13 protein-coding genes, 2 other RNA genes and 1 other annotated feature are annotated in these 14944 nt (G+C 42.6%); of the genes, 7 read left to right on the top strand and 8 right to left on the bottom strand.

The annotated features are described in order from the left end of the window. Positions 1-49: 49 nt before the first annotated feature. Both ACFOZY_RS11370 and ACFOZY_RS11375 read left to right on the top strand, forming a co-directional pair. Positions 50-946 carry a hydroxymethylglutaryl-CoA lyase gene (locus tag ACFOZY_RS11370; RefSeq protein ID WP_378155506.1) on the top strand — a complete coding sequence of 299 codons (897 nt, stop codon included), beginning with the start codon at positions 50-52 and terminating at the stop codon, positions 944-946. 15 nt (positions 947-961) lie between these two features. Beyond that, on the top strand, positions 962-1900 hold the full coding sequence (locus ACFOZY_RS11375; protein WP_378155508.1) for an alpha/beta hydrolase: 939 nt from the start codon (positions 962-964) through the stop codon (positions 1898-1900). Positions 1901-1928: 28 nt separating this feature from the next. On the opposite strand, the gene ACFOZY_RS11380 is transcribed toward ACFOZY_RS11375, so the two are convergent. The 6 genes from ACFOZY_RS11380 to yneA form a co-directional block, all read right to left on the bottom strand. Beyond that, a complete protein-coding gene (locus ACFOZY_RS11380; RefSeq protein ID WP_378155510.1) occupies positions 1929-2150 on the bottom strand; it encodes a YneF family protein in 222 nt (73 codons plus the stop codon). A gap of 84 nt (positions 2151-2234) precedes the next feature. Then, positions 2235-2696, bottom strand: a complete 462-nt coding sequence (gene sirA / locus ACFOZY_RS11385) for a sporulation inhibitor of replication protein SirA (RefSeq protein WP_378155512.1) — start codon at positions 2694-2696, stop codon at positions 2235-2237. Between the two features lie 771 nt (positions 2697-3467). Continuing rightward, positions 3468-5465, bottom strand: coding sequence for a transketolase (gene tkt / locus ACFOZY_RS11390; protein ID WP_378155514.1), 1998 nt, complete (start codon positions 5463-5465; stop codon positions 3468-3470). A gap of 83 nt (positions 5466-5548) precedes the next feature. Beyond that, positions 5549-5782: a DUF896 domain-containing protein gene (locus tag ACFOZY_RS11395; RefSeq protein WP_378155516.1), complete on the bottom strand. Its 234-nt coding sequence runs from the start codon at positions 5780-5782 to the stop codon at positions 5549-5551. A 67-nt stretch (positions 5783-5849) separates the two neighbouring features. Continuing rightward, a complete protein-coding gene (locus tag ACFOZY_RS11400; RefSeq protein ID WP_378155518.1) occupies positions 5850-6506 on the bottom strand; it encodes a YneB family resolvase-like protein in 657 nt (218 codons plus the stop codon). After that, on the bottom strand, positions 6503-6820 hold the full coding sequence (gene yneA, locus ACFOZY_RS11405; protein WP_378155520.1) for a cell division suppressor protein YneA: 318 nt from the start codon (positions 6818-6820) through the stop codon (positions 6503-6505). Before yneA ends, ACFOZY_RS11400 begins: the two co-directional genes overlap by 4 nt. 171 nt (positions 6821-6991) lie before the next feature. Between yneA and lexA the strand changes: the two genes are divergently transcribed. Continuing rightward, entirely contained in the window at positions 6992-7612 is a 621-nt protein-coding gene (lexA, locus tag ACFOZY_RS11410) for a transcriptional repressor LexA (protein WP_378155522.1), read from the top strand. A 281-nt stretch (positions 7613-7893) separates the two neighbouring features. Here lexA and ACFOZY_RS11415 read toward each other — a convergent pair. After that, a protein-coding gene (locus ACFOZY_RS11415; protein WP_378154576.1) for an IS3 family transposase occupies positions 7894-9221 on the bottom strand; the annotation gives its coding sequence in 2 pieces (ribosomal slippage) (positions 7894-8843 and positions 8843-9221; 1329 coding nt in all). Between the two features lie 133 nt (positions 9222-9354). Next, positions 9355-10896 carry an N-acetylmuramoyl-L-alanine amidase gene (locus tag ACFOZY_RS11420; RefSeq protein ID WP_378155524.1) on the bottom strand — a complete coding sequence of 514 codons (1542 nt, stop codon included), beginning with the start codon at positions 10894-10896 and terminating at the stop codon, positions 9355-9357. Between the two features lie 117 nt (positions 10897-11013). Continuing rightward, positions 11014-11248, top strand: a binding site (T-box leader). A gap of 109 nt (positions 11249-11357) precedes the next feature. Here ACFOZY_RS11420 and hisS point away from each other — a divergent pair. The 4 genes from hisS to ssrS (ACFOZY_RS11440) all read left to right on the top strand — a co-directional run bounded on the left by hisS (position 11358) and on the right by ssrS (ACFOZY_RS11440) (position 14855). Then, complete coding sequence (gene hisS, locus ACFOZY_RS11425) at positions 11358-12623, top strand: histidine--tRNA ligase (protein ID WP_378155526.1); 1266 nt, start codon at positions 11358-11360, stop codon at positions 12621-12623. A gap of 19 nt (positions 12624-12642) precedes the next feature. Then, a complete protein-coding gene (gene aspS, locus ACFOZY_RS11430) occupies positions 12643-14430 on the top strand; it encodes an aspartate--tRNA ligase (RefSeq protein WP_378155528.1) in 1788 nt (595 codons plus the stop codon). Between the two features lie 44 nt (positions 14431-14474). Beyond that, positions 14475-14659: non-coding RNA, 6S RNA (gene ssrS / locus ACFOZY_RS11435), on the top strand. Positions 14660-14670: 11 nt separating this feature from the next. After that, positions 14671-14855, top strand: a non-coding RNA gene (ssrS, locus tag ACFOZY_RS11440) — 6S RNA. Positions 14856-14944: the final 89 nt, after the last annotated feature.

The following is a 14944-nucleotide window of genomic DNA, read 5'->3' on the forward strand; positions in this document are numbered from 1 at the left end:
GCTAAAACACTCATCCCATCATTAGAATAGTATATTAGGAGGGGATGTTATGTTTATTTTACCAAAGAAAGCGACAATTATCGAGGTCGGACCACGTGATGGACTTCAAAATGAATCGATGATCGTACCGCCAGATGTTAAAGTCAGATTTATCGAAGCACTACAGCAAAGCGGGATTACGGAAATGGAAATCACATCGTTTGTTTCACCGAAATGGGTGCCACAAATGGCTGATGCCGTGCAAATCGTGTCTGAATCTCCAAAGAACGGAAGACAGATTGTACTGACTCCCAATGAAAAAGGTGTGGTAAGGGCTTTAGAATCAGGAGCAAATAGCGTGGCAGTGTTTGTCGGAGTAAGTGATTCGTTTAATAAGAAAAATATAAATAAAACTACAGCAGAAAGTATGCATGAGCTGAAACCAATTGTGGAACAGCTAAAGAAAGATGGAGTTTTTGTAAGAGCTTGTATTTCCACTGCTTTCTACTGCCCTTTTGAAGGGAAGATAAACAAAGAAAGCACATTGGCGATCTGCGAAGAATTCACGTCCTGGGGAGTCGATGAGCTAAGCGTTGCAGACACGATCGGAATGGCAGATCCGGTAGAAAGCTATGAGCTTTTCTCTTATCTCAAGGAAGAGTTATCAGAAACCGTTCTTTTAACAGCCCATTTCCACGACACACGCAAAATGGCGCTTGCTAATATTTTCGCCTCGCTACAAGCAGGAATCGACCGTTTTGATACTTCTGCAGGCGGGTTGGGCGGATGCCCATTTGCACCTGGTGCTACCGGTAATGTTGCGACAGAAGATGTCGTCCATATGCTACATCATATGGACATAGATACCGGCATTGATATTAATAAATTGTGTGAAGCTATTGACCTGATTGCCGGATACGTCTCAAAACCGATTGAATCGGGTATGTATCGTTTATATAAACAATAAGCTGGAGGGGGTCATATGAAACGCCGCCGAGTCCTTTGGATCACCACAATTGCGTCGAGTGCCATGACAGCCTTGACAACGATTGCGGGCTTCGCTTTGACGAACCGCATGATGTACATGAAAAAGAAGGATGATCAATTCATATTGGACCGGGAAACAAAAGCAAAACGATTCGACCAGAATTGGTATGCCTCTGTTCCCATGGACGACCAATGGATTGAATCACCGAATGGTTATTCGATTAAAGCCGTATTTTTGAAACCGTTGGAGACGAATAATTTCGTCATTATTTGCCACGGGGTAACCGAAAATAAAATCAATTCGATCAAATATGCACGTCTCTTTGAGCGGCTTGGTTTCAACTCCGTAATTTACGATGCAAGACGACATGGAGACTCGGGGGGGAAAACAACCAGCTTTGGTTTTTATGAAAAAATAGATTTGAAGGCGGTTGCGGATGCAGTAAGGGAACATGTAAATGATGAAAATGCAATCATCGGCATTCACGGAGAATCCATGGGTGCTGCTACTACCCTTCTATATGCGGGGTCGCTGAAGGATGAAGCCGATTTTTACGTGGTCGATTGCCCATTCTCCGATTTTACGGAGCAACTCCTGTACTTAATGAAAAAGGAAACGCCCCTTCGTACAAGCCTTGCGATTAAATTAGCGGACTTCTTTCTGAAATTTAGAGATGGCTATTCGATCCGTTCAGTATCTCCGAAAGAAGCGGTTCAGCACATCGAAAAGCCCGTGTTATTCATCCATAGCTTGGAAGATGATTTTATCCTGCCTGACATGACGAAGGAATTATACGAATTAAAGAACGGTCCGAAGCAATTGAAGCTATTCGAAAAAGGACCTCACGCACAATCCTTTAACCAAAATCCTATGGAATACGAAAAGGTAGTCACAGACTTTCTAAAAGAATACGGTTATATTAGACCAAAATGAAAACAGCACCCAATGGAGTGCTGTTTTCTTATTTTCCGCCCATTTTGTTCATTTGAGCCATCATTTGGTTGATTTTCTTTTGGGATGGGGTCATACCCATTTGTGCCATCATCATGCGAAGCATTTGTTCATTGATCGGCGGATTATCTTTCAAATATTTCATCATATATTGACGGGCTGCAAAGAAGCCAATTGCAACGCCAGCGATTAACGCTACGACAATCAATAAAATCCAAACCCAATTATCCATTATCTGTAGTCCTCCTCTTACTTGTCTATTAGAAGTTTACTGCACAATAGAGGATTTTACAACAATAGAATCGGTTTTGTCCCATTAGACGGTTCTCACTTCTCGCATGTATTGCATGCTTACTTGTTCTGATTTCACAGGCTTCAACCAACCGCATTCATGCTCATCATCCATGACCGCAAAGAAAGAACTACTGACATTGGACAAACTCACAAACAGGTCCAAATCAAGCATACGAGACCCATTGCATGTTGCTTCGAGATGCAATGGATGAATCTCGATGGTGATATCCCCTTTAATGGGATGGGAAAGTTCAAAGCTCCCCGTTTTCTTGATAATCGAAGGAAACAGATTCCCCATTTTCTGCATGATTGCTTGGTCAATCAGAGTAGGATCGATTGGTTCACATAGATAGTCTATTTCACGAGAAGATGTACCTACTTTTAAGGTTCCTTTCCCATTCAACAATTCAAAAAGAAGATGTTCCCTGCCGATGATGAACGGTTGGTAGTCGGATTTAATTTCAAAAATTGAGTACGTTCGCATGAAAACTCCCCCCAGCTTTTCTATCATCTTACTAAACTTAATAGAAGAAGTTTGTCAAACGGAGGAAGGAATAAGGCACTATTTTTGTCGAAACCGAAAAAGATCAGTTGCAAAATAAAGATATCCCAGACCTTAAATACTGTAGATAAGATTGATTTTTAATAACTGTAGATTTATAAGAAAATAGCAGTACCCGCCACTTCGCTTTCCGTGGGCTTAGGCCAACAGGATGTTGGTCACAAAGGCGTTTCCGCAGGACGCGGCGGCCTTAGCCTTTGTTCATTAACTGAACGTCACTTCGTTCCTGCGGGGTCTTCAGCTCAAGCTATTCCCACAGGACATTGTAATAGCTTCCTCGAAAAGACACCGCACGAAGGAAATGCGAAGCATTTTCGAGGAGTCTTCGTGGCGAGCACTGCTTGATATACAAACATGAACAAAGGAGAGTCCTAATACTCCCATTCAGAAATGAAATTTACTTGTTTTAATCACTTATTTAAAGTAGAGATAAAGAGCGAAAGGCGGCGACTCCTTAGAGGAAGGCGTCCTAAGTTCGCCACGTCCTGTGGCAACAGACGCATGACCCGCATCCTGAGGGCCCGACAGCGAGTCAGTCCAAGACCCCGCAGGCGTAGCCGAGGAGGCTTGGCGCGAGCCCGCGGAAAGCGTCCGCCTGGAGCGATGCTCCAATTATCCAGCGGAATCTTATTTATGCTTTGGTCAATAAAATGAGAGGCCTGCATAGCAGACCTCTCATTTCTTAATTGATATTCACTCCAACATTTCTTTAACAAGCGATACAACGTTTTCCGGACTGAAGCCGTATTCTTTCATCACGATTTCCCCTGGTGCACTTGCTCCGAAGGTATCGATTGAAAGGACTTGGCCTTCATCTCCAGTATATTTATGCCACCCTAAGGATGAACCCATTTCAATTGCTAAGCGTTTTTTCACGGATTTTGGAATGACGGATTCCTTGTAAGCTGCATCCTGTTTTTCGAAACGGTCCCATGAAGGCATGGATACAACAGAAGCTTCTATTCCATCTGCAGCAAGCATTTTTTGTGCTTCCACAGCGAGGCTAACTTCTGAACCAGTCGCTAATAAGACCACATCTGCATTTTCTTTAGCTGCCGGGGAAACAACATATGCCCCTTTGGTTACGCCCTCTTCTGCAAGGTTTGCCGTATGTTTTAGAACCGGCAAGTTCTGTCTGGAAAGGACCAACGCTGTCGGTACAGATTCGGAAGTAACTGCTATTTTCCAAGCAGCCATTGCTTCGTTAGCATCCGCCGGTCGAATGACAGAAAGATTTGGCATAGCACGTAAAGCAGCCAAATGTTCAACCGGTTCATGAGTAGGGCCATCTTCTCCTACTGCGATACTGTCGTGCGTAAATACATACGTAACAGGAAGTCCCATTAGTGCGGACAAACGAACTGCTGGACGCACATAATCACTAAATACGAAGAATGTCCCGCCAAATACTCGTAAACCTCCGTGAAGTGCCATTCCATTTAGAGCCGTACCCATAGCAAATTCACGTACACCAAACCAGATATTACGGCCGGCACCTTCTTCAGCAGTGAAGTCGCCTCCATCTTTGATGGTTGTTTTATTGGAACCTGCAAGGTCTGCACTTCCTCCGAAGAAGTAAGGTACTGCTTTGGCAATTGCATTTATGGCATCTCCAGATGAGGAACGTGTTGCTTGTGATTTCCCTTCTTCATATACAGGGAAACTAAGTCCTTCTGGCAGTTCCCCATTTAACGATGCTTTCAATTGAGCAGAAAGTTCCGGGAAATTCTGTTCATATTCATTGAATAGAGCATTCCATTCCTCTTCAGCTTTCCCTCCTAACGCATCGATTGACTTACTGAAAGTCTCATACACTTCATCAGGAACAAAGAAATCCTCTTCAAATGTCCATTTGTAATATTCTTTGGTTAATTTCATTTCATCTTCACCAAGTGGTGCTCCATGCACATCCGATTTACCGGATTTGTTGGGGGAACCATATCCGATCACGGTTTTCACTTCAATCAGTGTCGGTTTGTCGGAGGAAGATTTTGCTTCTTCTATCGCTTTCGATACAGCACCAATGTCGTTCCCGTCATCCACACGTAAGTAGTTCCATCCATAAGATTCAAACCGTTTGCGGACATTTTCGGAGAAGGACATGCCAAGTTCTCCATCTAACGAGATATCATTGCTGTCATAAAGTACGACCAATTTATTTAACTGTAAGTGTCCAGCAAGCGAAATGGCTTCACCAGCAACACCTTCCATCAGGTCACCGTCGCCACATAATGCATATGTAAAGTGGTCGACAATCTTATAGTTTTCCTTATTGTACAAAGAAGCTAAATGACGTTCGGCCATTGCCATACCAACTGCCATCCCGATTCCTTGGCCAAGTGGACCGGTAGTTGCTTCTACTCCAACTGTATGTCCATATTCCGGATGTCCTGGAGTTTTTGAATTCCATTGCCTGAAGTTTTTAATCTCCTCCATCGGGAGTCCATAGCCGCTCAAATGTAAAAGACTATATAAGAGCATTGAACCATGACCGGCTGATAAGACAAAACGGTCTCGGTTGAACCATTCAGGGTTTTTAGGGTTATGGTTCAAATGTTTCGTCCAAAGAGTATAAGCCATCGGTGCAGCACCCATTGGAAGACCCGGGTGACCGGAATTGGCTTTTTCAATTGCATCGATAGATAGAGTACGGATCGTATTAATAGCAAGTTGATCGACTTGATTTGTCATTAGTTAACATCCTTTCAAGTGACAAGAGATACATTCCTCTTATAGTGTAGTCAACGTTCTCCATAAATACAATAACGCCGCTATCAATTAGGGTACTTATTATTCCTGGATTGCTTTACTTTTTCTGGTGTTACGTCATTTCCATTCGGGTCGACTATTTTTACATTTTCAATCATATCTCTCATGGAGGACCGGAAAGTATCTAAGTACTCTTTTCTTAAAGCGGATTGTTCCTTCGCTTCTTCAACCGATAAGCCGATCGTTTTTGACTTTTTGGATAGTTCGCTAATTCGTTGGAGTTTCTTTTGTGGTAACAAGATCTCTCCTCCTTTCTAAGATGCCATTATTAAAAAGGTATGAAAAAAAGACTGAAAGCGCAAGAAATTAGCCTTTCAGTCCTTCTATAATTTCGGCATAACGGCGATGAACGGTCGCCTTGCTCACTTGGAAACCTAGTCCTCTAAGAGTTGAAGCGATTTCTTCAAAAGTTAACCCTTTTTCCCGTAAATTAATAATTTCATTCACTGGAAGGTCAATCCTTTCCCTACCCTCCGGATTCCCCTTTAGCTTCAAGTTTTTTTCAGGACGGTATCCCTTTTCAACTGCACGCCGCATCCCTCTTCTAATTTTAGCATTATGTATTTTACGTTGATATTCTTCTACAATGGCCAATATATTAAGCAGCATCGTATCCATCTCGTTAAGTGAAACAGGTCCAGCATCATTTAGTGAAAAGACTTCGGAACCCGATTTCTGCAGTAAGTGCAAAACCGCCATTCTGGCATTTCCTCTCCCAAGACGAGTTTCATCCTGTACCAAAACGACATCCACACCAGCACTTTTTACGAATTCCAATAAGCTCAGAAGTCCTTCACGTTCTACATCATAACCGCTATGTTTGTCCGTGAAGATTTTCGAAACCTTCAAATCCAATTTACCCGCAAATGATTTCAATTCCTCTTCTTGTCGTTCTAAAGAAACCTCTTGCGACTCTTTTTCCGTGCTGACTCTGCAGTAAATAACACAGCTTTTATTTTTCAATGATTCTCGCCTGCCAAATAGATTTCGCCTGCAATCTGATCAGTTTTCATTAGTGAACTTGGAATAACCAGCTTGCTTCCAGATGTGATTACTGGATGGTGTAAGTCGTTTGCATCCATGACTGAAGCGATCCATTCCTCGTGTGGAAGGTCACCCTTATATTGTTCTGCTAACGTCCAGAGTGTATCCCCTTGATGGATCACAATCGTTTTATTGGGCTCTTCTTCCCCCATTACAAGTCCGGCAATCAATGTAAGTATGGCACTTAAAGCAATAATGGATAAAATAAAAGAATTATTTTTAATGAAGTTCATCAAATTCAACCCCTAATAAGAATATTCGTTCGGAATGTATGTTCTTATTTTATTACGAACATCTGTTTCTTGTCAAGAATTTATTTCGAACCTATGTTTGCATTCTTATACGAACATTGCTATACTATATGTAAGAATAGACAGACCACATACCAAAAAGAGGTGAAGGAATTGAAGAAACTATCAAAAAGGCAGGAAGATATCCTTGCATATATAAAGGAACAAGTCCGCTTAAAAGGATATCCACCATCCGTCCGTGAAATCGGGGAAGCTGTTGGGCTTGCTTCCAGTTCAACAGTCCATGGCCACTTAGCCCGACTTGAAAGTAAAGGCTTGATCAGAAGGGATCCCACAAAACCAAGGGCTATTGAAATTTTGGATCCAGACTCTGACTTCACAGTAAAAGCAGGAGTTGTTCATGTTCCGTTGGTCGGTAAAGTTACAGCCGGACTTCCGATCACTGCCGTTGAAAACATTGAAGAATACTTCCCTCTACCTGAATCATTCGGAACGTCGGAGGATCATCTCTTCATGCTTGAAATTGTAGGTAATAGTATGATAGAAGCAGGGATATTAAATGGTGACTACGTCGTCGTCAAACAACAACAAACTGCTAATAACGGAGATATTGTAGTAGCTATGACAGAGGAAAACGAAGCAACTGTCAAACGATTCTTCAAAGAGAAATCTTATTTCAGGCTTCAACCGGAAAACTCCTCTATGGAACCCATTATTGTCGAACAGGTATCCATCCTCGGTAAGGTCGTTGGCGTGTACCGGCAAATTCATTAAGGAATCTTTGACCGCTTGATACTTCAAGCGGTTTTTTTGTTTGCGAATAACCCCCTCCCTTTTCCACAAAATACGGATGAATGAATGATTAAAGGAGATTGAGTCATGGGAATTTTAAGTGGAAATAAAGAAGAACCGTTACATTATGGCGAAGTATTTGGTGCCTGGTCTTGGCTCCTTCTTCCACCGCTCCACTAAAATCACCAAATGTATAAAAAAACAGCGTTGGAATCTGAACTGCGCCCTGTAAAATGGACAATTAAATAAAAGCAACCTGCCAATTAGGCAGCCAAAAGATGGCTTCGGTATTGTACCGGAGTCATCTTTTTTAAATCCCATTGATATCTCTGAGTATTGTACTCCTCGATATACTCCGCCACAAGTTTATAAAGAGTTTCAAAATCCTCTGCTTGTCTATAGTCTAACTCGTCTTTCAAATGGCCGAAGAATGATTCCATTGGGGCATTATCCAGGCAATTACCCTTACGGGACATTGACTGTGTAAGTTCCATTTTCCTCACTCGATTCCTGTATTCAGGATGAGTATAGTGGAATCCCTGATCTGAATGTAGGATGGCTTCAGGATGAATGTTTCCATTCAATGACTCTTTCAATCTGGCAAGAGTCCGATAGACAATCTCCATGGATAGGCTTCTTGAAAGATCAAACGATACAATCTCACGTGTCGCCAAATCTTTAACACAGGAAAGGTAAGCGGTTTGCCCATTCCTGTAGTGAAGATAGGTGATATCGGTTAAGAATACTTTCTGGGGTTCTTCCTGCTTAAACTCGCGATTCAGATGGTTTGACACCGTACGGTGTTCTTGGGTGGCCTTCGCCAGCTTTCTGTATGGGTTCATACGGCGAATCTTCGCGCTCATCCCAAACTTATTCGTTAGTCTCCGGATTTTCTTAGGATTCATGATGACACCATAGTCATTCTCTAAAATCATCCGGAGGACCCGATAACCTGCTTTTCCTCTCTTTGCATCATAGATTTGTTTTAGGAGAAGGTAATCCAGGAAATCTGATTCCTCCTTTACGGATCGGTTGTCCGACTGTTTCAACCAAGCGTAGTATCCGCTTCGGCTTACTTCCGTCACTGTACAAAGGTAGGCCGTCATGTACTGTAAATTATATTTGCGAATGATTTCATTGATCAATTGATATTTCTCATATGGCTTTAGTGTCTCTTCCTCGCCTGCCTTTCGAGTTCCTCGAGCTTTTTTAAAAGTTCAAGTTCAGCTTCCAGATATTTTATGCGCGCTTCAGCCTTTTCCAATCGCTTTTCCGCAGATTGATTTTTCACAGGAGGTCTCCCAGTACTGCCTTTTCCACGCCTTTCTATATAAAAGCCTTCCTCGCCGTAAACGGCATAGGTGGATCTCCAACGTGATAAGCATTCCTTCGGCTTCTTTGGACCGATGAGGTCCAACGTCAACCCTTGATTGATGAAGATATCAGAAGGCGATTTCCCTTGTTTGTATTCGTTAACTGCCTTGATTTTGAATTCAGGAGTAAACGAAATCGACCGATCGGTAACAGCTTGGACAGCCTCATTGCGTTCCAATATTCTCTGTTGAGATTCATTAAAAATTCTTTTACTCATATTCACTCACCCGTTTCATCTATTTGAACTATTATAACGGGGTTTTGAACAGACAAAAACCCCGAATAGGGTCACTTTTATTAAAGTGTCCACTATTCGGGGTTCAGTTCAAATCGAAGTGAACAGGTTCTTTTTATTCGTTCAATTGATCGTCAAAATAGCTTAGTAAGCCTTTGTAAATCCCGAGAGTTGCTTGTTCGCGGAATTGTTCAGTTGTCACATGACGTTCCTCTGATGGATTGCTTAGGTAACCAAGTTCGATCAGGACACCTCGTTGACGGTTTTCCCTCAACACTAAGTAATTTCCAGGCTGATTTCCACGATTCCGTAAAGTTATCGTTTCGCTCATTTCTTCGTTGATAGCCTTAGCAAGATCTCGTTGATAACTGTGCTGATAATAGGTCGTAAATCCATGAACTGAACTGCTATCTGTAGCATCGTAATGGAGACTTATGAAAGCATCGGCCCCTACTTGATGTCCTATAGCAACCCTTTTACGTAAATCCACATATACATCCGAATCCCTTGTTAAGGTAACGTCCGCGCCAGCAGCTCTCAATTTCTCAGCAAGCATTTCAGCTGTTTTCAATGTAATTCCTTTTTCTAAAGTTCCCCGTGCCCCTGTTGTTCCTCTGTCATTCCCGCCGTGTCCGGGATCAAGAACAATATCCAAACCGTGCAAAGTTCCTTTTTTGCGATTTGGCTCGTCCTGTTTCTTTTCAACAGAACCATCACCGGCTTTTACAACCCAATTTGCGACAAACGTTTTTCCGTTGTTTCCGGCAGCTACTTCATACCAATCGCCGCTAACAGATTTTACAGCAAATTGCTCACCAGCGTTAGCCCGATAGACTACTTGACTATCTGTAGTAGGCTCGGAGCGAAGGTTTGTCCCATTGTACAGAATCGTGACAGAATTTGGTGCATCAGAAGATGTTTCACCTGCTACCGCTTTGTCCGCTTTATCGACAAAAGTTCCATGGAAGGAATAGACCCATCCTTCCTTGTTCCCTAAATCGATTTTCACCCAGTTAGAGGATTGCTCTTTTACTTTGAATGATTGTCCTTTTTTGATCAAGTCCACTCGTTTTGAAGTAAGGTCAGGTTTTGAACGTACATTTAATGCGCTGACCGAAACTTCAAAGAAGCGGGTAGTCGCAATGTTCGTCTTATCATTTTCTTTTTTGCTCGATTCTTCTATGTATTGGGTTGATACCCAACCTGTAATACCGTTAAATACAATTTCAGTCCATTCCCCATTACTTTGGATCGCAACAGCTTCATCACCAGCAGACATTTGGGAAAGTACGGAGGTGGAAAGGGAAGGCTGTGAACGGATATTTAACCGATCAACTTGAGAAACAATGTTTTTACCTGAAGACTGCCCCTTTTTCAGTGATTCGGTATGCCAGGAAGCGATCCATCCCTTTATGGACCCATTCTCGACTTTCAACCAATCTCCAGACTTGTCTTTAACGCTAACCACATCATTTAATACGAGTGACCCCGTCACCTTGTAAGAAAGTCCGGGACCCGAACGGACCTTAAGGGACTTGACCATAACTTTGACTTCTTCATCGGCAGCTTGGACAGGTAAAGATAAAGGTGTAAAATAAAAAATAAGTACAGTAATGAGAATAAATTTTATGTATTTTGTTGAAACTAAAGATTTCACCGTATCCCTCCTTTACATCATTCTAAAATTTCCGACAAAAAAATACCATCCCTTTTTAAGAAAATTTGATTGACATTAAAAAAATGAGTCATTATGATTAGAGGTAATCTAAATGAGTAATCGCCTATGACCGGAAAAGTAGCTATATCGCAGAATGGCAAGAGATGGAAAGACTTGGCTGAAATCTTTCCTCCAGGAGCATATAAGTGAACAACAACCGAGAGGCTCCTTGTCGAAAGGTGGAATTCCATCTAGTAGGGAAGGACGGAACCGGCCGTTATCCGGATCGAGGTGGGTGCATTAAGCACCAACTAGGGTGGAACCGCGGAAGCTAATAGCTCTCGTCCCTTGCATATGCAAGGGACGGGGGCTTTTTATATTTTCTAACTCATTAACCAAGCGATCAAAACCACCTTAAGTATCAGTTGAATGGGAAAATAGACAGAAAGGCAGGAATGTATATGAGTTATCAAGTTCCAAGAGGGACAAAAGACATTCTTCCAGTTGAAACGGAAAAATGGCAGTCAATTGAGAGGCTGATCCAAGAAACTTGCAGCCTTTATCAATACAAAGAAATTCGTACGCCGATGTTTGAGCATACGGAGCTGTTTTTGAGGAGTGTAGGAGATACTACAGACATAGTCCAAAAAGAAATGTACACCTTCACTGACCGTGGGGATCGAAGCCTTACCCTTCGTCCAGAAGGAACTGCAGCGGTTGTCAGGGCCTATGTTGAGCATAAAATGTTCGGAATGCCGGACCAACCGGTCAAGCTGTATTATATGGGACCAATGTTCCGTTATGAACGTCAGCAAGCTGGACGTTATCGTCAGTTCTCTCAATTCGGGGTAGAGGCGATCGGAAGTGCAGATCCGGCAATCGATGCAGAAGTTATTTCTTTGGCAATGGATATTTGTAAAAAAGCAGGATTAACAAGTCTAAAACTTGTCATTAATTCATTGGGGGATGCAGAAAGCAGGGCTTCGCACAAGGAGTCACTCGTTGAACACTTTAAGCCAAGCATCGGTGAATTTTGTCAAGACTGCCAAAACAGGCTGGAAAAGAATCCGCTTCGGATCCTCGATTGCAAGGTTGACCGTAATCACCCGCTGATGAATACGGCACCAGCATTAAGCGATTATTTAAATGAGGAATCAAAGCAATATTTTGACAAAGTAAAAGAATACTTAACAGTAATGGGACTGAAATTTGAAGTGGACGTAAATCTCGTCCGCGGACTTGACTATTACACTCATACGGCTTTTGAAATCATGAGTACGGCAGAAGGGTTCGGTGCCATTACAACTCTTTGCGGTGGAGGACGTTATAACGGATTGGTGGAAAATATTGGTGGACCAACTGCTCCTGGAATCGGTTTTGGCATGGGTGTTGACCGTATCCTGTTAGCACAGGAGGCAGAAGGAGTTCCGTTACCGAAATTATCAACTCTGAATGTGTATGTGGTAGCTCTTGGTGAAGAAGCTAAAAAGAAAGCTGTTGAAGTCGTCCGGAATTTCCGTTTAAATGGCATTTCTGCCGATCTTGATTATTTGGACCGGAAGATGAAAGCTCAAATGAAATCAGCTGATCGGTTAAGTGCCGAGAATGTTTTGATCATTGGTGAGGAAGAATTGAATGAAGGATGCGCCGTCCTTAAGAATATGACGGACGGTACCCAACAGAAAGTATTATTCGATGAAATACTATCATTTTTAAAACGGAACTAATTAGTCAGGGGGAATCATCGTGACAAAACGGAGTCATTATTGTGGTGAAGTAACAGAAAGTCAAATTGGAGAACAGGTGGTCTTAAAGGGCTGGGTTCAAAAGAGACGTGATCTCGGTGGACTGATTTTCGTAGATTTACGTGACCGTTCAGGAATCGTGCAAATTGTATTTAATCCTGAAATCTCTGAAGAAGCTTTAAAAATTGGAGAACAGTTACGAAACGAATATGTGCTCCAAGTAGCCGGAAAGGTCATCGCACGTGAAGCAGCTCAAGTTAATAATAATTTGAAGACAGGGAAAATTGAAATACAGGCAGAAGAGGCAGTGATTATAAATGTCTCAAAAAATCCGCCTTTCATGATTGAGAATGATACAGATGTAAACGAAGATATCCGATTGAAATATCGCTATCTCGACCTTCGCCGCCCAGTCATGTATAACACATTCAAAATGCGTTCTGACATCATGAAAGCGATCAGGTTGTTCCTTGACGAGGAAGGATTCCTTGAGGTGGAAACTCCGATTTTGACGAAGTCCACTCCCGAAGGGGCAAGGGACTACTTAGTTCCAAGCCGTGTCCACGAAGGACATTTTTACGCCTTACCGCAGTCACCTCAACTCTTTAAGCAGTTATTGATGGTGTCTGGTTTTGATAAATATTATCAAATTGCTCGCTGCTTCCGAGATGAGGATTTACGGGCTGACCGGCAGCCTGAATTCACCCAAGTGGATATGGAAGTAAGTTTCATGTCTATGGATGAAATAATTGAAATGAACGAACGCCTTCTCCTAAAAGTGATGAAAGACGTAAAGGGCATTGAAATTAAAACTCCATTTCCTCGTATGCCATATTCGGAAGCCATGGACAGATACGGCTCTGATAAGCCGGATGTTCGATTTGGTCTTGAGTTAAAGGATGTTTCTTCCCTTGTAGAGGATACAGAATTTAAAGTATTCTCGGGAGCTGTCCAAACTGGCGGCCAAGTAAAATGTATCAATGTAAAAGGAGCAGCTTCCAACTACTCCCGAAAGGATATTGATGCTTTAGGGGAATTCGTGGGACGCTATGGCGCGAAAGGTCTTGCATGGTTGAAAGTCGAAGACGATGGGCTTAAAGGGCCGATTGCCAAATTCTTTGAAGAAGAACGTGCAGCAAAACTGAGCCAAAAAGTAGAAGCTGAAACTGGAGATCTACTCGTATTTGTTGCAGACAGCAAAGAAGTGGTGGCAAATTCCTTAGGTGCACTTCGTAATAAGCTCGGGAAAGACTTAGGTCTGATCGATGAGTCCCGTTATGAATTCCTATGGGTAACAGACTGGCCGCTATTCGAATATGACGCTGAAGAAGGCAGATATTATGCGGCTCACCATCCGTTTACGATGCCTTTCGTAGAGGATGTACACTTGCTCGAAACAAATCCTGGAGAGGCTCGCGCTCAAGCATACGACATTGTACTGAATGGTTTAGAGCTTGGTGGAGGTTCCATCCGGATTTATGAACGTGAAGTACAAGAAAAAATGTTCAGGACTTTAGGATTCACTACAGAAGAAGCGAAGGAACAATTTGGATTCCTTCTGGAAGCTTTTGAATATGGTCCACCTCCACATGGTGGTTTAGCGATCGGTCTTGACCGGCTGGTGATGCTTCTTGCAGGTCGCTCAAATATGCGTGAAACGATTGCTTTCCCTAAAACTGCAAGTGCAAACGATTTGATGACAGCGGCGCCTGGTACTGTATCCGAGAACCAAATGGACGAATTAGGACTATCGGTCAAGGTGAAGAATGAGTCTAATTCTCCAGAATGAACCAATTGAAAAATAATTGGTCATGTGCTAATATGTACTTACCACGAATCCTGATGTGTTCGTTATTTGACTTTCAGTTTTGACCGAACACTTTGATCGTCGGGAGTCCTTATTTCCAATTAGCTGACATGCCCCTGTTAGGGGAAGTCAAAAGATTGGGAGCGGACACCCACCTGCTGCGTGCGGGCTCAAAACGATTATATACGAAGACGGCACGATCGGGATTCGTACCGTTATAAATTTATCCTGATGTGTTCGTTATTTGCCCTTTGTTTTGACCGAATACTAATATCGTCGGGAGTCTTACATAACCGGACAGATGACATGCCCTGCCAAAGGGAAGTCAAAAAGTCGGATGCGGACACCCACCTGCTGACAGTAGGTGCAAAACGATAACTTGCATAGACGGCACGATCGGGAACAATTATTACTGACTAATCACCCTCTGGCTTATTGCCGGAGGGTTTTTTGTAGGTTAAAATTTGTAGTGCCGACTTTAAGTCACAAAGAAAGG

This window comes from Chungangia koreensis (assembly GCF_042651785.1).
Classification (GTDB): Bacteria; Bacillota; Bacilli; order Bacillales_A; family Planococcaceae; genus Chungangia; species Chungangia koreensis.